The following is a 21,176-nucleotide window of genomic DNA, read 5'->3' on the forward strand; positions in this document are numbered from 1 at the left end:
GCCCCCACCCGCGGGTCGATTCGTCTCGGCTCCACGCAGCTCGACCCGGTACCTGGCCGCGGTGGAGGCCGACAGGCCGACGGTGCGCACCGTCCGCTCACGGCGTAACGGGGGCGGAACACCGCCCGCCAGGGGGCCGTTGCACCGGACAGCCATCCACCGCACCGTCGCACGACGACGGGGTGACGTGGTCCGCGACTACAGTGGAAAGACCGGTGCCCCCGCGCGCCGACGGACGTCGGGTGCTCCTTCCCAGCACGGGGAGGGCAGTGCCGGACCAGCCGGTCAGAGGAGAAGCAGCAGATGTTCGAACGGTTCACCGACCGAGCCCGCCGTGTCGTCGTCCTGGCCCAGGAAGAGGCCCGGATGCTCAACCACAACTACATCGGCACCGAGCACATCCTCCTGGGCTTGATCCACGAGGGTGAGGGCGTCGCTGCCAAGGCCCTGGAGTCCCTCGGCATCTCGCTCGAGGGCGTCCGCCAGCAGGTCGAGGAGATCATCGGGCAGGGCCAGCAGGCGCCGTCCGGGCACATCCCCTTCACCCCGCGGGCGAAGAAGGTCCTGGAGCTGTCGCTGCGCGAGGCGCTGCAGCTCGGCCACAACTACATCGGCACCGAGCACATCCTGCTCGGCCTGATCCGCGAGGGCGAGGGCGTCGCCGCCCAGGTCCTCGTGAAGCTCGGCGCCGACCTCAACCGCGTCCGCCAGCAGGTCATCCAGCTGCTGAGCGGCTACCAGGGCAAGGAGCCGGCCGCCGCCGGCGGCCCCGCCGAGGGCACGCCGTCGACCTCGCTGGTCCTCGACCAGTTCGGCCGCAACCTGACCCAGGCCGCGCGCGACTCCAAGCTCGACCCGGTCATCGGGCGGGCCAAGGAGATCGAGCGGGTCATGCAGGTGCTCTCGCGGCGCACCAAGAACAACCCGGTCCTCATCGGCGAGCCCGGCGTCGGCAAGACCGCCGTCGTCGAGGGCCTGGCGCAGGCCATCGTCAAGGGCGAGGTGCCCGAGACGCTGAAGGACAAGCAGCTCTACACCCTCGACCTCGGCGCCCTCGTCGCCGGTTCCCGCTACCGCGGTGACTTCGAGGAGCGGCTCAAGAAGGTGCTCAAGGAGATCCGCACCCGCGGCGACATCATCCTGTTCATCGACGAGATCCACACCCTCGTCGGTGCGGGTGCCGCCGAGGGAGCGATCGACGCCGCCAGCATCCTCAAGCCGATGCTGGCCCGCGGTGAGCTGCAGACCATCGGCGCCACGACTCTCGACGAGTACCGCAAGCACCTGGAGAAGGACGCCGCGCTCGAGCGCCGCTTCCAGCCGATCCAGGTGGGCGAGCCGACGCTGGCCCACACGATCGAGATCCTCAAGGGCCTGCGCGACCGCTACGAGGCGCACCACCGGATCAGCATCACCGACGGCGCCCTGGTGGCCGCGGCGACGCTGGCCGACCGGTACATCTCCGACCGCTTCCTGCCGGACAAGGCGATCGACCTGATCGACGAGGCCGGCGCCCGGATGCGGATCAAGCGGATGACCGCCCCGCCGGACCTGCGCGAGTTCGACGACAAGATCGCGGCCGTCCGCCGCGAGAAGGAGTCGGCGATCGACGCGCAGGACTTCGAGAAGGCCGCGTCGCTGCGCGACACCGAGAAGACCCTCCTGGGCGAGAAGGCCGAGCGCGAGAAGCAGTGGAAGGCCGGCGACATGGACGTCGTCGCCGAGGTCGACGACGAGCAGATCGCCGAGGTGCTGGCCAACTGGACCGGCATCCCCGTCTTCAAGCTCACCGAGGAGGAGACCACCCGTCTGCTCCGCATGGAGGACGAGCTCCACAAGCGGATCATCGGCCAGGAAGAGGCCATCAAGAGCGTCAGCCAGGCGATCCGGCGTACGCGGGCGGGCCTCAAGGACCCGCGCCGTCCCGGTGGCTCCTTCATCTTCGCCGGCCCCTCGGGTGTCGGTAAGACGGAGCTGGCGAAGGCGCTGGCGCAGTTCCTGTTCGGTGAGGACGACGCGCTCATCCAGATCGACATGGGTGAGTTCCACGACCGCTTCACCGTGTCCCGCCTCGTCGGTGCCCCTCCCGGGTACGTCGGTTACGACGAGGGTGGCCAGCTGACCGAGAAGGTGCGGCGCAAGCCGTTCTCGGTGGTCCTCTTCGACGAGATCGAGAAGGCGCACGCGGACGTGTTCAACACGCTGCTGCAGGTGCTCGAGGACGGTCGGCTCACCGACGGTCAGGGCCGGATCGTGGACTTCAAGAACACGATCCTGATCCTCACCACGAACCTCGGTACGCGGGACATCTCCAAGGCCGTGGGTCTCGGCTTCCAGGCCGGCAACGACGACCAGTCGAACTACGACCGGATGAAGCTCAAGGTCAACGAGGAGCTCAAGCAGCACTTCCGGCCGGAGTTCCTCAACCGCATCGACGACATCGTCGTGTTCCACCAGCTGACCGAGAAGGAGATCATCCAGATCGTCGACCTGATGGTCAGCCGGGTGGAGGGTCAGCTGGCCAACAAGGACATGGCGCTGGAGATCACCCCCGCGGCGAAGAAGCTGCTGGCGACCCGGGGCTTCGACCCCGTGCTGGGTGCCCGGCCGCTGCGCCGCACCATCCAGCGCGAGATCGAGGACGCGCTGAGCGAGAAGATCCTCTACGGCGAGCTGTCCGGTGGGCAGATCATCGTGGTGGACGTCGAGGGCGAGGGCACGGACGCGAAGTTCACCTTCCGCGGCGAGGCCAAGCCGGTCGACCTGCCCGACACCCCGCCGGTGGCCCTCTCGGGCGCCGAGGGTGACGAGAACGGCTCCGCCCAGGCGGAGTAAGGCCGGCAGGACCGACGACAGGGGCCGCTCCCACCGCGAGGTGGGGGCGGCCCCTGTCGTCGGTCCCGGCCGCCGATCCCAGATCACGGTGTGTCTGGCCACGATCAGGGACCCTGATCATCGAGCGTCCTCCCTCAGCGCACACCGTGAGGGAGGACGCTCCATGATCAGGTCACCTGATCGTCGCCTCAGCCCCGGGGCAGCTGGAACAGGCCGTCCTCGGTCTGCTCGACCAGCCCGTCGGTGAGCAGCGAGTCCAGGCAGCGGGACCGCTGGACGGCGTCGGCCCAGGCCGGTTCCAGCGCCGCCGCGTCCACGGGCTCGTGGGCGGCCCGCAGGACGTCCAGCAGCCGGCCACGCACCTGGCGATCGGTGCCGGTGAACTTCTGCACCCGCCGGGGTGGGCCCTCGTGCGCCGGCGAGCCGGCCAGCCGCCAGGCGCAGCGGTCGCGCACCGGGCAGGCGCCGCACCGCGGGGTGCCGGCGACGCACACCAGCGCGCCCAGCTCCATCACCGCGACCGAGAAGCGGACGGCGCGGCCGTCCTCCTCCGGTGCCAGCGCGGCGATGTCGACGAGGTCGGCGGCCCGGGCGGTGCCCGCCTCCGCGCGGCCGTGCACCAGCCGCGCCACCACCCGGCGGACGTTGGTGTCGACGACGGGCTGGCGCCGGCCGTACCCGAAGCAGGCGACGGCCCGGGCCGTGTAGGTGCCCACGCCCGGTAGCTCCTCCAGGTCGGTGACGTCGGCAGGGACGACGCCGCCGTGCCGCTCGGTGATCGCGATCGCGGCCTCCCGGAGCCGCAGGGCGCGTCGGGGGTAACCGAGCTTCCCCCAGGCCCGGATCACCTCGGCGGGCGGCGTGGCGGCCAGCTCGGCCGGGGTGGGCCACCGGGCCATCCAGTCGCGCCAGACGGGCTCCACGCGCGCCACGGGGGTCTGCTGCAGCATCACCTCGCTGACCAGGACGGCCCAGGGGTCGACGTCCGGGGTCCGCCAGGGGAGGTCGCGGGCGGCGGTGGCGTACCAGTCGACGATCACCTCGCCGACCGGGGCGGCCGCGGGGCAGGTCGGACCGGTCACGGGCGTCCAGTCTGCCGTGCGCACGGCGCGGCGTGCCGAGCGGACCAGTCCGCACCAGGCGCACTAGCGTTCCTCGCGTGCTGCACCCGGTCGGTCCGCTCCCCGCTGGCGTCTACTGGCGGCGTCGGCTGACCGTGCTGGTCCTCCTGCTGGCCCTTCTCGGCGGCCTGGCGTGGCTCGCGGGGAGCCTCCTGCCCAGCAGCGGGGGGAGCGATCCCGCGGCGGCGTCGACGAGCGGTGCCGCGCCGTCCGAGCCGCCCGCCCTGGAGCGGGTGGTGCCCTCGGCCGCCGGGGTCCGGACGCCGGGGACCACGCCGCCGCCCAGCGAGCCGCCGGTACCGGCGGGCCCGGCCCCGGGTGGGCCCTGCACCGACGACATGCTCGGCCTCGAGGTGCGCACTCCCGGGACGGCGGCCGTGGGCAGCAAGCCGACGTTTGAGCTGGTGGTGGTCAACACCTCGCCGGTGCCGTGCGTGCGCAGGCTGGACAAGCAGCTGCAGGAGCTCGTGATGGTCGACGCCGGCGGCGCGCGGGTCTGGGGCAGCAACGACTGCTTCCCGGAGAGCAGTGACGACGAGCGCACGCTGGCGCCGGGGGAGCCGGTCGTCTTCCCCGTGGTGTGGGGCGGGTTGACCAGCGAGCCGACCTGCACCGCTCCCCGGGTGACGCCGCCGGCGGGCGACTACGTGCTGCGTGGCCGGCTGGACACAAAGGTGTCCGGCGACTCGCCCCTCGTCCTCGGCTGAGGGGCGCCGGAGCCTCAGCTGTAGCGGTCGAGGATCGAGGTCTCGGCCAGCCGGGACAACCCCTCGCGGATGCCCCGGGCGCGGGCCTCCCCGACGCCCTCCACGGCCAGCAGGTCCTCGATCGTGGCGGCGAGCAGCTTCTGCAGGCCGCCGAAGTGCTCGACCAGCCGGTCGATGATGCCGGCGGGCAGCCGGGGCACCCGGGCGAGCAGCCGGTAGCCCCGCGGGCTCACGGGGGAGTCGAGCGCGTCCGGCGACGTCGGCAGCCCGTAGCACCGGGCGACCGCCGAGAGGTCGAGCAGCTCCGTGGCGGTCAGCGCCCGCAGGTCGGTCAGCACCTGGTCGATCGTGCGGTGGCGGCGACCCCCTGCGGGCAGGTAATCGCGCACGAGCAGCCCGCGGTCCTCCTCGACCCCGGCGAGCATCTCGTCCAGCTGCAGGGCGAGCAGCCGCCCGTCGGTGCCCAGTTCGACGACGAAGCCCTCGATCTCGTCGGCGATGCGGCGGACCATCTCCAGCCGCTGGCTGACGCTCATCGCGTCGCGCACGGTCACGAGGTCCTCGATCTCGAGCGCGGAGAGCGTGCTCGCCACCTCGTCCAGGCGGAGCTTGTAGCGCTCCAGCGCGGCGAGCGCCTGGTTCGCGCGGGCGAGGATCGTCGTCGGGTGCTCGAGGGTGTACCGGCGGCCGGCGACGTACACGCTGATGATGTGCATCGACTGGCTCACCGAGATCACCGGATAGCCCGTCTGGACGGCGACCCGCTCCGCGGTGCGGTGCCGGGTCCCCGACTCCTCGGTCGGGACCGTGGGGTCGGGCATGAGGTGCACGCCCGCCCGCACGATGCGGCTGCCGTCGTAGGAGACGATCACCGCGCCGTCCATCTTCGCCAGCTCCCGCAGCCGGGTGGCCGAGAGGGCGACGTCGAGGGCGAAGCCGCCGGTGCAGATGGACTCCACCACCCGGTCGTATCCGAGCACGATGAGCGCGCCGGTGCGGCCGGCCAGGATGCGCTCCAGGCCGTCGCGCAGCGCCGTGCCGGGGGCGATGCGGCCGAGGAGCTCGCGCAGGGCGATCTCGGGGTCCACGGCGGCGGGCACGAGCGCTCCTGACGGTCGAGTGGTTCGGTGGCCGAGTCTACGTGCCCCCATCGGGGCCCGGGCAGGCTCGGGGGTGCCGGCGTCCGCCCGCGACCCTCATACGGAACCCTACGGGCTCAGAACATGCGGTGGAAGGCGGCCCCCAGGTCGGGGACCTCGATCAGCCGCATGCCGGCCGGTGCTGCGCCGGCGTCGGGGGGCACGAGCGCGACGCGGTACCCCTGGCGAGCGGCCTCGGCGAGCCGGCGGCCGGTGCCCCCGACCCGGCGGATCTCCCCGGAGAGGCCGACCTCGCCGAGTGCCACCAGGCCGGCCGGCAGCGGGGCGTCCTTGGCGGCCGACGCGATCGCCAGCGCCAGGGCCAGGTCCGCCGCCGGCTCGGCGATCCGCACCCCGCCGACGGAGGCGGCGAACACGTCGGCCTCGGCGAGCTTGACGCGCCCACGCCGTTCCACCACGGCGTTCACCATGGCGACCCGCTGCGAGTCCAGCCCGCTGACGGCCCGGCGGGGGGAGCCGCCGCCGGTCGTGCTCGCCACGAGGGCCTGCACCTCGGCCAGCAGGGGCCGGCTCCCCTCGAGGGTGACGGTGACGCAGCTGCCCGGGACCGGGTCGGTACGCCGCGACACGAACAGCGCCGAGGGGTCGGGGACGCCGACGACCCCGCTGTCGCCGATCTCGAAGCAGCCGATCTCGTCGGCCGGGCCGAACCGGTTCTTCGTGGCCCGGACCATCCGCAGCGTCGAGTGCCGCTCCCCGTCGAAGGAGACGACGACGTCGACCAGGTGCTCCAGGGTGCGCGGGCCGGCGATGGCGCCGTCCTTGGTGACGTGGCCGACGAGGATCGTGGTCATGCCCCGGGTCTTCGCCACACCCGTCAGGGCGGAGGCGACGGCGCGCACCTGCGTCGAGCCGCCGTCGGTGCCTTCGACGGCGGGGGAGCGGACGGTCTGCACGCTGTCGAGGATCAGCAGCGAGGGGTTGACGGCCTCGACGTGGGCCAGCACCGCCGAGAGCTCGGTCTCGGCGGCCAGGTACAGCCGGTCGTGCAGGGCGCCGATCCGCTCCGCGCGCAACCGGACCTGGCCGGCCGACTCCTCGCCGGAGACCACGAGGGCCGGCCCGCCCGCGGCCGCGACCCGGTGGGCCACCTCGAGCAGCAGCGTGGACTTCCCGACCCCGGGTTCACCGGCGACGAGGAGCACCGCGCCCGGCACCAGCCCGCCGCCCAGGACGCGGTCGAACTCCGCGATGCCGGTCGGGACGGCGCGGGCGCCCGCGAGCTCGACCTGGGCGATCGGGCGGGCGGGGGCGCTCACCGGGCCGGCCGAGACGGCCCGCAGTCCGGTGGCGGGGGCGCCGACCTCCTGCAGGCTGCCCCACGCCTGGCACTCGGGGCAGCGCCCGACCCACTTGGCCGAGGCGTAGCCGCACTCGGTGCAGCGGTGGGCAGGGCGGGCGGTCTTCACTCCGGCGGGCGGCACGCGGCGACGCTAACCCCGACCTACGACAAGACGGCGGAAGAGCGGTGGAGCGGGAGGGTCACTCGGCGTCGCCGACGTCGGACTCCCGCTCGCGGGCGATCTCCTCGGCGCCGTGGCCGCCCTCTTCCTCCGAGTGGTGGAAGTCGAACGACTCGCCGCGCTCCAGGACCTCGTCCGGGGTGGCCACCGGGACCGTCAGGGGGATCTCGCCGGCGTTCTCGAAGGTGAAGGTCAGCTCGACCAGCCCCCCGGTCGTGAGCTCCTCGTCGAGGTCGGTGAGCGTGATCGCGGGGCCCTCGTCCTCCCCGAGGAAGACGGTCGTCCCCGCGGGGATCTCCAGCTCGCCGTCGTCACCGGTGGGCGCGTCCGTGGAGCCGGTGACGCCGCCACCGGTGTTCGGCGGGACGGTGCTGGTCGCCGCTGCCTCGCCCGCGCTGATCGTCGCCTCGCCGAAGCCCTCGCCGGTGACCCCCGTCAGGGTCTCGTCCTCGACACCGGTGTTCACGATCGCCAGCCGCAGGGTGGCGTCGTCCCCGGCCTCGTAGCGGCCGCCCTCGGGGTGCGTGACCGCGACCTGCCGCAGGACGATGTCGCCGACCTGGGCCATCGCGCCCACCTTGTCGCGCTCCTGCGTGGCGGTCTGCGTGACCTGGCCGGCGCTGCACGCCGAGAGGGCGAGCGGGGAGAAGAGCAGAACGCCCATCGTGGCGGCGCGCAGAGCGCGGTTCACAGCTGTCGACCTCCAGCAGGACCGTACCGGCCACCGGGGATCGGTGGCGCGGGAACCTCCGGAGCCTATCGGGCGCCTGCGCGCCCCGCCCGCAGGGAGCGGCGGGCGTCGCGGGTCCACGCCGACCCGAGGGGCGTTCAGCCGAGGGTGGCCCCGCTGGCGACCAGGAGCGCGACGTCCAGCACCGTCAGCAGCATCACGGCGGGGAAGGCGAGCCCCCGGAAGCGCGCCGTCCACGAGAGCGCGGCCACGGTGGCGGCCGGCACGGCCAGGGCGACGGCGGCCCAGCCCGCCGGCCCGGGTGCGCCCGGGGGGCCGAGCACCAGCACCAGCGTGGCCCCGACCAGGAGCAGTGCGCCGCAGACGGCGGAGACCCGCGGCCCGAGCCGGTGCGGGAGCCCGCGGACCCCGGTGGCCAGGTCGTCCTCGAGGTCGGGAGCGACGTTCGCGAGGTGCGCGGCGCCGCCCAGTGCGGCGCCGGCGGCGACCAGCCACCAGGGGGGTGCTGGAACACCCGGGGCGGTGGTGACCACTCCGGCCGGCAGTGCCCCGAACCCGACGACGTACCCCGCGCCGGACCACACGGTGCGCTTGAGCCCGGCGTTGTAGGCCCACCCGCTGGCGACCAGCAGCAGGAGGAGTGCGCCGGGGAGGAGCCCCAGCAGGAGCGAGAGGACGACGGCCGCAGCGGCGGCCGACAGGGCCGCGCGCCGCAGGACGGCGGGGGCGACGGCGCCCTGCACGACCGGTTTGTCGGCCCGCGCGACGGCGCGGTCGCGGTCGGCGTCGAGCCAGTCGTTGCTCCAGCCGATGGACGCCTGACCTGCGAGGACGGCGGCGCAGAGCAGCGCGGTCCGGGCCGGCGGCACGTCCGCCGCGACGGCCAGCAGGGTGGCCACGGTGGTGACCGCGAGGGCCGGGCCCGGGTGCGTCGCGCGGAACAGCGCGCGGGCCGTCGCGCCCCGGGGGGCGGCCGCCGCAGGCACATCAACCACGCTCTGTCAACCCCTCTGATGGTCTGGCTCAGGCCGCTGACCTGCAGATTTACTGCCCGGCGCCGATCCGTTGGTCAGTCTGCCGTGCTAACCTGGGGGAAGCGAAAGGGGTCACATCCACATGGGCTTCACTGTCGGCGAGACCGTCGTCTACCCGCACCACGGTGCCGCGCTCATCGAGGCGATCGAGAAGCGCACGATCAAGGGTGAAGAGAAGGCCTACCTCGTGCTGAAGGTCGCCCAGGGCGACCTCACCGTGCGCGTGCCGGCCGACAACGCAGAGATCGTCGGCGTCCGTGACGTCGTCGGTCAGGAGGGGCTCAACCGGGTGTTCGAGGTGCTCCGCGCCCCGCACACCGAGGAGCCGACCAACTGGTCGCGCCGCTACAAGGCGAACCTCGAGAAGCTCGCCTCCGGCGACGTGAACAAGGTGGCCGAGGTGGTCCGCGACCTGTGGCGTCGCGACAAGGACCGCGGCCTCTCCGCCGGCGAGAAGCGCATGCTCTCGAAGGCCCGCCAGATCCTGGTCAGCGAGCTCGCGCTCGCCGAGGGCACCAACGAGGACAAGGCCGAGGTCCTGCTCGACGAGGTCCTCGCCAGCTGAGCGCTCCGCGTTCCCCCCGAACCGCTCCCGTGCACGCTGTCGCGATCGTCGCAGCTGCCGGGAGCGGTTCGCGTCTGGGGGCCGACCGGCCGAAGGCGCTCGTCCCTCTCGCGGGCCGCCCGCTGGTCTGCTGGGCCGTCGACGGCCTGCGCGAGGCCGGGGTCGCCGAGATCGTGGTCACCGTCCCCGCCGCGGAGCGCGACGCCTTCGCGGCGGTCCTGCCGCCGGACGTGCGGCTCGTCGACGGCGGCGCCACCCGGACCGCATCGGTCCGTGCCGGTCTCGCCGCCGCCGGCTCCCGGGTGGACGTCGTCCTCGTGCACGACGCCGCCCGCCCGCTCACCCCGCCCGCGGTGATCGCGCGGGTGCTGGAGGCCGTGGCCGCCGGTGCCCGTGCCGTCGTCCCCGTGCTGCCCGTCGTCGACACCACCGTGCTGGTGGACGACGACGGCGTGATCACCGACGCGGTGCCCCGCGCCCCGCTGCGCCGGGTGCAGACCCCGCAGGGCTTCGACCGGGCCACCCTGGTCGCCGCCTACGCGGCGCTGGACGGCGCCGCCGAGCTCACCGACGACGCCGCCGTCGTGCGCGCCGCGGGCGTTCCGGTGCGCACCGTCCTCGGCGACGAGCGGTCGGCGAAGATCACCGTGCCGCACGACCTGGCGCTGGCGGAGCTGGGCGTGGGCCTGACGGCGAGCGAGGTGCCCCGGTGAGCGAGCTGCCGCGCGTCGGCATCGGCACCGACGTCCACCCGATCGAGCCCGGCCGGGCGTGCTGGCTCGCCGGCCTCGAGTGGCCCGGCGCCGACGGGTGCGCAGGGCACTCCGACGGCGACGTCGTCGCGCATGCGCTCACCGACGCCGTCCTCTCCGCCGCCGGCCTGGGTGACATCGGCGGCCTCCTGGGCACCGACGACCCCCGCTGGGCCGGCGCACGCGGCGCCGACGTGCTCACCCACGTCCGCGAGGTGCTCGCCGCGGCGGGCTGGCGGGTGGGCAACGCCGCGGTGCAGCTGGTGTCGACGGCGCCCAGGCTGGGGCCGCGCCGGGGGGAGGCCGAGGCGGTGCTCTCCGCCGCGCTCGGCGCTCCGGTCAGCGTCACGGCGACCACCACCGACGGCCTGGGGCTCACCGGCCGCGGCGAGGGCCGGGCCGCCGTGGCCACCGCCCTGGTGGTCCGGACGGGGGAGGACGCCGGCGACGCCGCACGGGCCGGACGCGTCGCTCCGTAGACTCCCACCAGTGAGCCTCCGCCTGTACGACACGGCCGCCCGCGCGGTCCGCGACTTCACGCCCCTGCGTGCCGGTCGGGCGTCGGTCTACGTCTGCGGTCTCACCGTGCAGGGCCCGCCGCACGTCGGGCACATCCGGGCGGCGGTCTCCTTCGACGTCCTCCGCCGCTGGCTGACCGCGCGCGGCCTCGAGGTCACCTACGTCCGCAACGTCACCGACATCGACGACAAGATCCTCACCAAGGCCGCCGAGCGCGACGTCCCCTGGTGGGCGTGGGCGTTCGAGAACGAGCGGGCCAGCACGCGCGCCTACGACGTGCTCGGCGTCCTGCCGCCGACCTACGAGCCACGCGCGACCGGGCACGTCCCCGAGATGGTCGAGCTCATGCAGCGGCTGATCGACCGCGGGCACGCCTACGCCGTCGACGGCGACGTCTACTTCGACGTCCGGTCCTTCCCCGAGTACGGGGCGCTCACCGGTCAGCGGCTCGACGCCCTCGAGCCCGCCGCGGACACCGACACCGACGAGCGCAAGCGCGACCCGCGCGACTTCGCGCTGTGGAAGGCGGCCAAGCCCGGCGAGCCGGCGACCGCCTCCTGGGCCACGCCCTGGGGCCGCGGCCGCCCCGGCTGGCACCTCGAGTGCTCGGCGATGGCCGAGCGCTACCTCGGCGCGGAGTTCGACATCCACGGCGGTGGCCTGGACCTGCGGTTCCCGCACCACGAGAACGAGCAGGCGCAGTCCCGGGCCGCCGGCGACGGGTTCGCCCGGTACTGGCTGCACAACGGCTGGGTCACCCTCGGCGGCGAGAAGATGAGCAAGTCGCTGGGGAACACGGCGCTGGTCGACGAGGTCGTGCGGCGGGTGCGCCCGGTGGAGCTCCGCTACTACCTGGTGGCCCCGCACTACCGCTCGACGATCGAGTTCACCGACGCGGCGCTGGAGGAGGCGGGCGCGGCCTACCGGCGGATCGAGTCGTTCGTGAAGCGCGCCGCGGAGCGGGTGGGTGCCGATGCCGGCGCGCCCGTGCTCTGCGCGGACTTCAGCACCGCGCTCGACGACGACCTCGGCACGCCCTCGGCGATCGCCGCGATCCACGACATGGTCCGCGAGGGCAACACGGCCCTGGCCGACGGCGACGACACCGCGGTCGCCGGCACGCTCGGCTCGGTGCGCGCGATGCTCGGCGTGCTCGGCCTGGACCCGCTCGACCCCCAGTGGGCGGCCGGCGGTGCCGACGACCGGCTGGCGCGCGCGACCGACGGCCTCGTGGCCCTGGCGCTTGAGCAGCGCCAGGCGGCCCGGGCGCGCAAGGACTTCGCGGCGGCGGACGCGATCCGCGACCAGCTCGCCGCCCTCGGCGTCACCGTCGAGGACACCCCCCAGGGACCCCGATGGGAGCTGACCCACTGATGGCCGGCAACAGCCAGCGCCGCGGCCGCACGACGGGTGCGGGCAAGAAGACGGCGACCGCGGGGACCGGTGGCAAGAACCGGCGCTCCCTCGCCGGTCGCGGTGCCACCCCGCCCGCCGAGCAGCGGTACGGGCACCCCGCCCAGCGCAAGGCCCAGGCGCAGGAGCGCCAGCGCGCCGACCGGGCGCGCGCCCGTCAGCGGGCCGAGGAGTCACCGGAGCTGCTGCTCGGGCGGAACCCCGTCGTCGAGGCGCTGCGCGCGCAGATCCCGGCGATGGCGCTGTACGTCGTCTCCGGTGACACCACCCGCCCGGGCGCCGACGAGCGCATCACCGAGGCGCTGCACCTGGCCAGCGACCGGGGACTGCCGCTGCTGGAGGTGACCAAGCCGGAGTTCGACCGCATGTCGCAGGGCGCGCTGCACCAGGGCATCGGCCTGCAGGTGCCGCCGTACGACTACGCGCACCCCGACGACCTGCTGGACCTGGCCCGCGACTCCGGCCGGGCCCCGCTGATCGTGGCGATGGACGGCGTGACCGACCCGCGCAACCTCGGGGCGGTCGTCCGCTCGGCGGCCGCGTTCGACGCCCACGGCGTCGTCGTCCCGCAGCGCCGCGCGGTCGGGATGACGGCCTCGGCCTGGCGCACCAGCGCCGGGGCCGCGGCCCGGCTGCGGGTCGCCCGTGCGGTGAACCTGCCGCGCGCGCTCGCCGCGTACCAGGACGCCGGGCTGCAGACCGTCGGGCTGGCCGGCGACGGCGACGTCGACCTGCACGAGTACGACGGCTTCGCCGACCCGGTCGCCCTGGTCGTCGGCGCCGAGGGCACCGGGCTCTCGCGGCTGGTGCGGGAGAAGTGCGACGTCGTCGTCCGCATCCCGATCGCCCGGGACACCGAGTCGCTCAACGTGAGCGTCGCCGCCGGCATCGCGCTGTACCAGGTCGCGATGACACGGCGCTCCTCCGGACCGCACCGCGGCCAGGAGCCGTCCCCCCGCTGAGCGGAGCCACGTCGTCGCGCCTCCGCGGAGCCCTCCGGGCCCCACTCGGCACGATTCTGCCGGTGCCCGCGGCGGGTCAGCCGAGCAGCTGGGCGACCGTGTAGATCACCAGGCCGGCGAGGCCGCCGACGACGGTGCCGTTCACCCGGATCCACTGCAGGTCCCGGCCCACCTGCAGCTCGATCCGCCGGCTCGTCTCGTCGGTGTCCCAGCGGGCCACGGTGCTGCTCACCAGGTCGGCGAGGTCGCCGGAGAACCGCTCGGCGACGTAGCCCGCCACCTGCCCGCTGTGCCGCTGCACCAGCTCCCGCACGGTCGGGTCGGTCTGCAGCAGCCGTGCGCCGTCGAGGATCAGCGCCGTCACGCGGGCCCGCAGCGGTGACGTGGGGTCCGCCGCGGCGGCCAGCACAGCGTCCTTCGCCGTGGTCCACAGCGACCCGGACCAGTCGCGCACCGCGGGGTGGGCCAGCACCTCGTGCTTGAACTCCTCCACCCGGGCGGCGGTGGCCGGGTCGGTGCGCAGCGCGTGCACGTAGGCACGGAGCCGGGCGTCGTAGGAGCGGCGCAGCTCGTGCCGCGGATCGGCTGCCACCTCCGCGATGAACTGGTGCATCCCGGCGAACGCCCGGTCGAAGACCCGGTCGTCCACCCAGTCCGGCACCCACGCGGGGGAGGCGTCACCCAGCTGGGCCCGGAAGACCAGCCGGTTCTCGTCCAGGAAGCGGGCCATGAGCCGCAGCGGTCGCCGTCGACCACCAGTTCGAGCACCCGGGCCAGCGCCGGGGCGGCGGGCGTCTCGTGCAGCTTGCGGTCCACCAGCGCGGCGACGGCGGGCTGCACGTCGTCGTCCTTGAGCAGGTGGGTGAGGCCGGTGAGCGCGGTCGCGGCGTCGCCCCCCAGGCGCTCGGCCCGGCCGGGGGCGGCCAGGAACGCGCCCAGCCGGCCGGGGACGTCGATGGTGGCCAGCTTCTCCGCGACGACGGCGCGGGTCAGGAAGTTCTCCTGCACGAAGGCGCCCAGGCTCTCGCCGATCTGGTCCTTCTTGCGCGGGATGATCGCGGTGTGCGGGATCGGCAGCCGCAGCGGGTGCCGGAACAGGGCGGTGACGGCGAACCAGTCGGCCAGCGCGCCGACCATCGAGGCCTCCGCCGTCGCGCGGACGTAGCCCACCCACGCGCCGGCGTCCTCGCCGAGCAGGACGCAGGCCAGGAAGACGACGGCGGCCAGCAGGAACAGCCCGGTCGCCAGCCGCTTCATCCGGGTCAGGTCGCGGGCCCGGGCCGGGTCGTCGAGCGACCCGGCCAACGGGACGGTCAGCGGGGGAGCGGCCACCCGGCCCAGCCTAGGGACCGGGTCGGGGTGGCCGGCGCGGGTGTCAGCTGGTCGAGCCCAGGGTGACCTCGACGGTGCGCGTGCCGGAACCGCGGCGCACGGTCAGCTCGACCGTCTCGCCGGGCGTCCGGCTGCGGATCGCGGCGGTCAGCTCGGTGGACGTGGTGACGGGGCGCTGCCCGACGGCGGTGACGACGTCGCCCCCCTGCAGCCCGGCCTCGTCGGCGGCGGTGCCGGGTTCCACGGTGACGACCTCGGCGCCGGTGCCGACCTCGCGGTTCTGGTCGTCGGCGGCGGTCCGGGCGGTCACCCCGAGGAAGGCCCGGGTGGCGCTGCCGGTCTCGATGATCTCCTGGGCCACCCGCTGCGCGGTGTTGCCGGGGATGGCGAAGCCGACGCCGATGTTGCCGCTCTGCGATTGCCCGCCCGGCAGGCCGGAGGCCACGGTGGCGATGGCGGTGTTGATGCCGATCACCTCGCCGGCTCCGTCGACCAGCGCCCCGCCGGAGTTGCCGGGGTTGATCGCCGCGTCGGTCTGGATGGCGTCGAGCACGGTGGCCTCGTCCTGGCTGGAGCCGGTCTGCACCGCGCGGCCGGTGGCGCTGATGATGCCGTCGGTGACGGTGTTGGACAGGCCGAGCGGGGCGCCGATGGCCACCGCGATGTCGCCGACCTGCACCTCGTCGGAGTCGGCGAAGGTGGCGGCCGCCAGGTCTTCCGCGCCGTCCAGCCGGAGCACGGCCAGGTCGAAGGCGAAATCGGTACCGACGACCTCGGCGTCGTAGAGGGTGCCGTCGGCGGTGCGGACCTGCACCGAGCCGGTGCTGCCGCCCTCGGCGACGACGTGGTTGTTGGTGAGCACGTAGCCGTCGGAGGTGAGGACGACGCCGGAGCCGCTGCCCGCGCTGGACCCCGTGCTCACGTAGACGGTGACGACGCTCGGCGCGGCCTTGGCCGCGGCGGCGGTGGCGGTGGTCGCCCGCTCCGGGTTCTCGATGGTCACGCTCTGCGCGGCGGCCGAGCTGCCGGCGCCGGTGACCGGCTCGTCCAGCAGCGCGGTGACGCCGGCCCCGGCGCCGCCGCCGATGAGCGCGCCGGCGACGAGGCCGGCCAGACCGATGCGCAGCCGGCTCCCGCGCCGGGACGGCGGCTGCTCGGCCGCCGGTGACGGCAGCCCGCCGTAGCCGGGGTAGCCGGGCGACGTCACCGGCTGCGGCGTCGTCGGCTGGTGGGGAGACGACAGCGGCGGCTGCCAGCCGTACTGCTGGCCCGCGCCGGGGTACTGGTGCTGGTGCTCGCTCACGCGTCCGTTCCTCTCCTCGCGGCCGCGCGGCCGCTGCATCGGAACCCACTGTCGGCCCCGCCTCTGGCGCAACGCTGGAGGTGGGCTGTGAGCTTCCTGGATGCCCGGATCACCGGGGGACCGGCAGAACCTGGCCGCGGGCGACCAGCTCGGTGACGGCCCAGACGGCCAGCACCTCCGTGGCCAGCAGCCCGATGAGCACCAGCAGCTGCGCCGCACCGGCCTCGAGCGGGCTGCCGCCGCCCAGCAGCACGCCGACGAAGGCGCCGGGCAGGGTCACCAGCCCGACGGTGCGGGTCTGGTCGAGGGGCGGCACGAGCGCGGTGCCGGCGACCGGGCGGCCGATCAGCAGGATCGCGTCCCGGGGGAGGAGGCCGAGCGCGAGCGCCGCCTCCACCTCGCCGCGCCGCTGCTCCAGCTCCTCGCGCAGCCGGCGGCCCGCCAGGGAGGTGGCGGTCATCGCGCCGCCGATGAGGATGCCGGCGATGGGGATGACCGCCTCCCCGCGCAACGGCACGGTGCCGCTGGCCAGCACGAGCGCGACCACGGGGCCGGCGCCGCCGACCACCGGAGCCGCGACGGCGGCCAGCCGTGGCGCCGCTCCGGGCGAGCGCAGCGGCAGGCCGGTGGTCCGGCCGGCGGCGGTGACGCTCGCGACCGAGACCATGAGCAGCACGAAGGCGGCGGAGAGCCACAGCGACTCGATGACGACCAGCAGGACGGCGGAGACGACGGCGAGCTGCACGGTGGCGCGCGCTGCCGCCACGAGCACCGGCCGGTCCTCGCCGAGCCCGGACAGGCGCCCGCCCGCGACGGCCAGCGCGGTCAGGACCACCAGGACGACGCCGAGCCGGAGATCGACGTCGACCACGGAGGACCCCACGGCGCCGATCCTGCCCGGTGCCGCCCAGGCCCCGGCGAGGTGGGTGATCGGCCGCGAACTCCGTGTGCATCGGTGGTCGGAGGCGGGTAGTGGCAATGCCTGGGGCGCGGTGCACTCCCGCGGCCCAGCGCCCGCCCCGTCGCCCCGTGGAGCTCCCCGTGCCCGTCCGTGGTCCTCTCTTCCGGTTCCTGATCGGCCTGGGCCTGGCCTGTGCCGCCGTCGTCGCGGTCGTCGGCGGCATCGCGCTGCGAGGCCCCGGGCTGGTGGCCGTCTGCGTCTCCGGGGCGCTGGCCGGGTGCGTCGCCGCCGGCGTCGCCCGTGAGACCCCCGGGCCCGCGCGCCGGTCGACGCTCGAGGCCGCGGTGCAGGCGGCGGCCGTGACGATCGGGGTGCTGCTGGTGGTGAGCGGCACGGCGGTGCTCGCCGGTGGAGCGGCAGCGCTGTTGCTGGTCGGGTTCGCGGCCGCGGGCTGGGCGGCGCTCTCCTGGGTACGTGACCGCCGCGAGGCCCCGGCCCGCCCGACGCCGGCCGTGAGCACCGGGCCGATGCCCACCGGCTGGACGCCGGCCACCGCCGTGGCGGGCGCATCCACGGCGACGCTCGGCGAGGAGTGGCGGCGCACGAGCGCCGAGCTGCAGCGACCGCTGGCGCCCGCGGCGCGGCAGCGGCTGGTGGCCCGGCGGGCGCAGGTCCTCGACGAGCTGGAGCGCCGCGACCCGGCCGGGTTCGCCCGCTGGCTGGCGGCCGGACCGCTCGGGAGCGCCGACCCGGCCGGCTTCGTCCGCAGCACGCCGCCGCGGGCCGACCCCAGCGCGGAGACCGAGGCCGCCTGATCCGCGGCGCCTCCCCGCCGCGCCTTCAGCCGCAGCTCGGACGCCACCGTCGCGGACCGGCAGGGCTGATCCGGACGCTCGGGCGGTCAGCCGGGCGCGCCGATGACCTGCCCGGCCCGCACGGCGCGGGCCGCCGCGGGGGGACGCGCATCGACCGTCGTCCGACGCGGCCGAGTTCCCGTCGGCGCTGTCCCTAGACTCGTGCCCGGGACCTGTCCCCACGTCCCGCCGGCGTGGCGCAATTGGTAGCGCACCCGACTTGTAATCGGGCGGTTAGGGGTTCGAGTCCCCTCGTCGGCTCAGTCGAAGCTCCCCGCGCCGTCGCGCCGGTAGGGCGAGAGCCGCTCCACCCGCGCCCGCTCGGCGCGCTCGGCTCGCAGCCGGGCCGCCGTGCCCGGTTCGTACCCGGCCTTGGCCACGCGGTGCTCGATGGTCTCGACCATGTAGGCCAGCGAGAACAGCAGGCCGAGCAGTAGCCCGCCGGTGGCGGCGGAGACCCGGTAGACCAGCGGGACGGGGACCACGAGCAGGCACGCCACGACGAGCGGCAGCAGCTGCACGACCGCCCGGGCGAGGTGGCGCCACACCCAGGTGCTGCGGGTGGTGTCGGCCAGCACCCAGGGCGCCAGCTCACGGGGGAGCCCTCCGCCGTAGGCGTACCAGACCCACTGCAGGGGCCCGGGTCGCTGCCTGCTCACACCCCGACGGTAGGCCGAACCGGTCGCGCACGGCGGGCGTACGGTGCCGCCGTGGACGAGCGTCGCCTGGGGGTGGTCTCCGGGCTCGGCGCCTACGCGCTCTGGGGCATCTTCCCGCTGTACTTCCCGCTCCTGGAGCCCGCGAGCGGCCTGGAGATCGTGGCCCACCGGGTGCTCTGGTCGCTGCTGTTCGTCGGGTTGCTGCTGTGCGTCGTCCGGCGCTGGGGGCACGTCCGGGCGGCGGTAGGCAGCCCGCGCACGCTGCTGGTCCTCGCCGGCGCCGCGGTGCTGATCGCCACGAACTGGCTGATCTACGTCTACGGCGTGAACTCCGGGCAGGTCGTGGAGACCTCGCTCGGCTACTTCATCAACCCGCTGGTCAGCGTCCTCCTCGGCGTCGTCGTCTTCAGCGAGCGGCTCCGCCCGCTGCAGTGGGTGGCCGTCGGCACCGCGGCGGTCGCCGTGGCGGTGCTGACCATCGACTACGGGCGCCCGCCCTGGATCGCGCTCGGCCTGGCCCTGTCCTTCGGCCTGTACGGCCTGATGAAGAAGGTCGTGTCGATCGAGGCGGCGCCCGGCCTGTTCCTGGAGACGGCGCTGGTCGCGATCCCCGCGGGGGTCGTCCTCGCGGTGCTGCACTCGAACGGGACGGGCACGTTCGCCAACGCGGGCACCGAGCACGCCCTGCTGCTGGCCAGCGCCGGGGTGGCGACGGCGGTGCCGTTGCTGCTGTTCGCCGCGGCGGCCCGGCGCATCCCCCTGTCGACGGTGGGCCTGCTGCAGTACCTGACGCCGCTGATGCAGCTGGCGATCGGCGTCTTCGTCTACGGCGAGCCCATGCCGCCGGCCCGGCTGGCCGGTTTCGTGATCGTGTGGGTCGCCTTGGCGGTCTTCACCGCCGACACGTGGCGACACGCCCGGGCCGGGGCCCGCAGAGCCGCCCGCGACGCGGTGGTCGCCACCCCCTGACCGGGCCGTCGGACCGACCTCGGCGGGCCGCCCGGAAACGTCGGTGGGCGCCGCTACCGTCGTCCTCGAGCCGCCGGGGGTACCGGCAGGTGGAGCAGGTCAGGAGATGGTCGAACCGATGAGCAGCGACCCAGCCCCCGTGGTCTCCCCGCCCCGGGTCGACGGGTCAGGGGAGGAGTCCGTGCAGGCCGGAGGCGCGGGCCTGACGCGGCGCGAGCACGAGATGCTCGGTTTCGAGCGCCAGTGGTGGCGGCGAGCCGGCGCGAAGGAGACGGCGATCCGCGACCTGTTCGGCACGACGCCGACGAGGTACTACCAGGCGCTCAACGCCCTGGTCGACCGCCCCGAGGCGCTGGCCGCCGACCCGCTCGTGGTCCGGCGTCTCCGTCGACTTCGCACGGCACGGCAGCGAACGCGCTCGTGAGGATCCTGTGCAACGGGAATGACATCGATTAGATTCGGTCACCGTGGGCAGGCACGCCGCGTCAGGCAGTGACGGACTGGGTCAGGGGAACGCGTCTGCGGCCGCTGGGCGGCGCAGGACCGATGCCCCGGACGGCGCGTGGTCCGGTGCCGGCCTGAGCGACCACCCCACCGCGCCCGGGCGGGACCGCGCGGCCCTCCGGCGCGACGTCCGGGCGGACGTGCCCGCCGCCGATGGTGCCCGGCAGGTCTCCCGCTCCCGGCTGCCGCTGCCGCCCGTGCCGGCCGGCCCCCGCGCTGCCGGCGCCCCGTCGCCTCGCACCAGCGCCGCACCGTTCGCCGCGGTGCCCGCGCCCGCTCCTGCCGCTCTCGGCGAGGTTCCGGCGCCGGCTCGCGGCGCCGACGTCCTGGCACCCGTGTCCGCCGGTGAGACGCCGCCGCAGCAGGCCGCTCGTCCCTCCGGGAGGGCGGCGAGCCCGGCGCCCGCGGGGCTCCTCGTCGACGACGAGCCCCTGGTCACCACCGGACCGGCCCGTGCCCGCGGGCGGAGCGGGCCCGCGCCGCTCGTCCCTCGCGTGCCGCGGCAGACCACGCCCTCCGGCGCGCCCGCCTCGTCCTACGGTGACTGGACCAAGCCCTCGCGCACCGACGAGACGGGTCGGTCGCGCCTCGGCCTCGGCGCCGGGCCGGAGATGCCGCACGCGCCGGCCACCACCGCGATCCCCGAGCGGGGCACGAACGCCCGCCGAGACCTCGACGACGAGGCCGGCCACGACGAGGCCGGCCACGACGAGGCCGGCTACGACCTCGAGCACGAGGTGGACGCCCCCGCCGCGGCGGTCAAGGGCGGTCGCGCCGCCTACCGTGCCGAGCGGCAGGCCGCCGACGCCGCCCGCCGCAAGGCGGCCAAGCGCAGCGGCGCCCCCGAGGTGATCTTCGACGACGAGCCCGAGCGCAAGCCGCGCCGCGTGCTCAAGGGCCTGGTCGCCATGGCCGTCGTCGCCGGTGCCGTCCTCGGCGTCTACACGGTGACCGCCCCGGAGAAGGAGGAGGCCGCGGACGCCGCCCCTGCACCGGCCAGCGTGCCCACCGTCGCCGTCCCCACCGTCGCCCTGCCGCCACTGCCCGAGGAGCCCATCGTCGTCGAGCCGGCGGTCACCACCCCGGTGCGCGTCCCGGTCACCGTGCTCAACGCCACCAGCGTCACCGGCCTGGCCGCCAAGATCTCCGGGGTCGTCGTGGCCGGGGGCTGGGAGTCGCCCGGTGTGGGCGCCTACCCGGGCACCGACGTCTCGGCCACCACCGTCTTCTTCACCGAGGGCGACGAGCAGCAGCGCCAGGCGGCGCTCCAGCTGGTCGACCAGTTCCCCGACCTCGCCGGCCCCGCCCCGCGCTTCTTCGAGGTGGCCGACGTCCCCGCGCCCGGGCTGGTCATCGTCGCCACGGGCAACTGGCAGCCCTGATCCCGCTCGGCCGGGCCGGCCGGAACACCCGCCGGCCCTCGGCCGTTGGG

At 75.0% G+C, this 21,176-nt stretch carries 20 protein-coding genes, 1 tRNA gene and 1 pseudogene; 12 read left to right on the forward strand and 10 right to left on the reverse strand.

The genetic code is table 11. The features are described from left to right. The first annotated feature begins 303 nt into the window (after positions 1-303). Positions 304-2,835: an ATP-dependent Clp protease ATP-binding subunit gene (locus ACI79S_RS03640; RefSeq protein ID WP_456592083.1), complete on the forward strand. Its 2,532-nt coding sequence runs from the start codon at positions 304-306 to the stop codon at positions 2,833-2,835. A gap of 188 nt (positions 2,836-3,023) precedes the next feature. Here ACI79S_RS03640 and ACI79S_RS03645 read toward each other — a convergent pair whose 3' ends face one another. Then, on the reverse strand, positions 3,024-3,917 hold the full coding sequence (locus ACI79S_RS03645; protein WP_456592084.1) for an A/G-specific adenine glycosylase: 894 nt from the start codon (positions 3,915-3,917) through the stop codon (positions 3,024-3,026). A gap of 77 nt (positions 3,918-3,994) precedes the next feature. On the opposite strand from ACI79S_RS03645, the gene ACI79S_RS03650 reads away from it, so the two are divergent. Further along, on the forward strand, positions 3,995-4,663 hold the full coding sequence (locus ACI79S_RS03650; protein ID WP_456592085.1) for a MucR family transcriptional regulator: 669 nt from the start codon (positions 3,995-3,997) through the stop codon (positions 4,661-4,663). Positions 4,664-4,677: 14 nt separating this feature from the next. Here the strand turns inward: ACI79S_RS03650 and disA are convergent, their stop codons facing one another. The 4 genes from disA to ACI79S_RS03670 form a co-directional block, all read right to left on the reverse strand. Continuing rightward, a complete protein-coding gene (gene disA, locus ACI79S_RS03655) occupies positions 4,678-5,763 on the reverse strand; it encodes a DNA integrity scanning diadenylate cyclase DisA (RefSeq protein WP_456592086.1) in 1,086 nt (361 codons plus the stop codon). 116 nt (positions 5,764-5,879) lie between these two features. Next, positions 5,880-7,247: a DNA repair protein RadA gene (radA, locus tag ACI79S_RS03660; protein WP_456592087.1), complete on the reverse strand. Its 1,368-nt coding sequence runs from the start codon at positions 7,245-7,247 to the stop codon at positions 5,880-5,882. Between the two features lie 58 nt (positions 7,248-7,305). Further along, positions 7,306-7,977 (reverse strand): hypothetical protein, encoded by a 672-nt coding sequence (locus tag ACI79S_RS03665; protein WP_456588120.1) that lies wholly within the window; start codon positions 7,975-7,977, stop codon positions 7,306-7,308. Positions 7,978-8,114: 137 nt separating this feature from the next. After that, positions 8,115-8,972, reverse strand: coding sequence for a UbiA family prenyltransferase (locus tag ACI79S_RS03670; protein WP_456592088.1), 858 nt, complete (start codon positions 8,970-8,972; stop codon positions 8,115-8,117). 121 nt (positions 8,973-9,093) lie between these two features. Between ACI79S_RS03670 and ACI79S_RS03675 the strand changes: the two genes are divergently transcribed. Genes ACI79S_RS03675 through rlmB form a run of 5 tightly spaced genes read left to right on the forward strand, consistent with a single transcriptional unit; the run spans position 9,094 to position 13,222 of the window. Next, complete coding sequence (locus ACI79S_RS03675; RefSeq protein ID WP_091929357.1) at positions 9,094-9,576, forward strand: CarD family transcriptional regulator; 483 nt, start codon at positions 9,094-9,096, stop codon at positions 9,574-9,576. 29 nt (positions 9,577-9,605) lie between these two features. After that, entirely contained in the window at positions 9,606-10,289 is a 684-nt protein-coding gene (gene ispD, locus ACI79S_RS03680; RefSeq protein ID WP_456592089.1) for a 2-C-methyl-D-erythritol 4-phosphate cytidylyltransferase, read from the forward strand. After that, entirely contained in the window at positions 10,286-10,807 is a 522-nt protein-coding gene (ispF, locus tag ACI79S_RS03685; protein WP_456592090.1) for a 2-C-methyl-D-erythritol 2,4-cyclodiphosphate synthase, read from the forward strand. Before ispD ends, ispF begins: the two co-directional genes overlap by 4 nt. Before the next feature lie 10 nt (positions 10,808-10,817). Next, the gene (gene cysS, locus ACI79S_RS03690) at positions 10,818-12,221 is read left to right on the forward strand and encodes a cysteine--tRNA ligase (RefSeq protein ID WP_456592091.1); all 1,404 of its coding nucleotides are present in this window, start codon (positions 10,818-10,820) and stop codon (positions 12,219-12,221) included. Further along, positions 12,203-13,222: a 23S rRNA (guanosine(2251)-2'-O)-methyltransferase RlmB gene (gene rlmB / locus ACI79S_RS03695; protein WP_456592092.1), complete on the forward strand. Its 1,020-nt coding sequence runs from the start codon at positions 12,203-12,205 to the stop codon at positions 13,220-13,222. The genes cysS and rlmB overlap by 19 nt, the downstream gene beginning before the upstream one ends. A gap of 76 nt (positions 13,223-13,298) precedes the next feature. Here rlmB and ACI79S_RS03700 read toward each other — a convergent pair whose 3' ends face one another. The 4 genes and pseudogenes from ACI79S_RS03700 to ACI79S_RS03715 all read right to left on the reverse strand — a co-directional run bounded on the left by ACI79S_RS03700 (position 13,299) and on the right by ACI79S_RS03715 (position 16,740). Then, complete coding sequence (locus tag ACI79S_RS03700) at positions 13,299-13,952, reverse strand: DUF445 family protein (RefSeq protein ID WP_456592093.1); 654 nt, start codon at positions 13,950-13,952, stop codon at positions 13,299-13,301. Positions 13,953-14,020: 68 nt separating this feature from the next. Further along, positions 14,021-14,479: pseudogene (locus ACI79S_RS03705) on the reverse strand (DUF445 family protein); the annotation flags it as partial. Positions 14,480-14,597: 118 nt separating this feature from the next. Continuing rightward, a complete protein-coding gene (locus ACI79S_RS03710) occupies positions 14,598-15,857 on the reverse strand; it encodes a S1C family serine protease (RefSeq protein WP_456592094.1) in 1,260 nt (419 codons plus the stop codon). A 109-nt stretch (positions 15,858-15,966) separates the two neighbouring features. Then, positions 15,967-16,740, reverse strand: coding sequence for an ABC transporter permease (locus ACI79S_RS03715; RefSeq protein ID WP_456592095.1), 774 nt, complete (start codon positions 16,738-16,740; stop codon positions 15,967-15,969). 158 nt (positions 16,741-16,898) lie between these two features. Between ACI79S_RS03715 and ACI79S_RS03720 the strand changes: the two genes are divergently transcribed. Both ACI79S_RS03720 and ACI79S_RS03725 read left to right on the forward strand, forming a co-directional pair. Next, complete coding sequence (locus ACI79S_RS03720) at positions 16,899-17,573, forward strand: hypothetical protein (RefSeq protein WP_456592096.1); 675 nt, start codon at positions 16,899-16,901, stop codon at positions 17,571-17,573. A gap of 227 nt (positions 17,574-17,800) precedes the next feature. Next, positions 17,801-17,873 (forward strand) — tRNA-Thr (locus ACI79S_RS03725). On the opposite strand, the gene ACI79S_RS03730 is transcribed toward ACI79S_RS03725, so the two are convergent. Continuing rightward, positions 17,873-18,271 carry a DUF5313 family protein gene (locus tag ACI79S_RS03730; protein ID WP_456592097.1) on the reverse strand — a complete coding sequence of 133 codons (399 nt, stop codon included), beginning with the start codon at positions 18,269-18,271 and terminating at the stop codon, positions 17,873-17,875. The genes ACI79S_RS03725 and ACI79S_RS03730 overlap by 1 nt on opposite strands. A 51-nt stretch (positions 18,272-18,322) precedes the next feature. On the opposite strand from ACI79S_RS03730, the gene rarD reads away from it, so the two are divergent. The 3 genes from rarD (at position 18,323) to ACI79S_RS03745 (ending at position 21,126) form a co-directional block, all read left to right on the forward strand. Beyond that, complete coding sequence (gene rarD, locus ACI79S_RS03735) at positions 18,323-19,240, forward strand: EamA family transporter RarD (protein ID WP_456592098.1); 918 nt, start codon at positions 18,323-18,325, stop codon at positions 19,238-19,240. A gap of 118 nt (positions 19,241-19,358) precedes the next feature. Further along, the gene (locus tag ACI79S_RS03740) at positions 19,359-19,664 is read left to right on the forward strand and encodes a DUF3263 domain-containing protein (RefSeq protein ID WP_456592099.1); all 306 of its coding nucleotides are present in this window, start codon (positions 19,359-19,361) and stop codon (positions 19,662-19,664) included. Positions 19,665-20,238: 574 nt separating this feature from the next. Continuing rightward, on the forward strand, positions 20,239-21,126 hold the full coding sequence (locus tag ACI79S_RS03745; protein WP_456592100.1) for a LytR C-terminal domain-containing protein: 888 nt from the start codon (positions 20,239-20,241) through the stop codon (positions 21,124-21,126). Positions 21,127-21,176 lie beyond the last annotated feature (50 nt).

The sequence above is a fragment of the Blastococcus sp. SYSU DS1024 genome (genome assembly GCF_054050795.1).

Excerpts from the sequence above, each read along its gene's own strand:
- ACI79S_RS03640 (WP_456592083.1), top strand. The coding sequence starts at position 304 with ATGTTCGAACGGTTCACCGACCGAGCCCGCCGTGTCGTCGTCCTGGCC.
- ACI79S_RS03675 (WP_091929357.1), top strand. The coding sequence starts at position 9,094 with ATGGGCTTCACTGTCGGCGAGACCGTCGTCTACCCGCACCACGGTGCC.
- rlmB (WP_456592092.1), top strand. The coding sequence starts at position 12,203 with ATGGGAGCTGACCCACTGATGGCCGGCAACAGCCAGCGCCGCGGCCGC.
- ACI79S_RS03700 (WP_456592093.1), bottom strand. The coding sequence starts at position 13,952 with ATGGCCCGCTTCCTGGACGAGAACCGGCTGGTCTTCCGGGCCCAGCTG.
- ACI79S_RS03740 (WP_456592099.1), top strand. The coding sequence starts at position 19,359 with ATGAGCAGCGACCCAGCCCCCGTGGTCTCCCCGCCCCGGGTCGACGGG.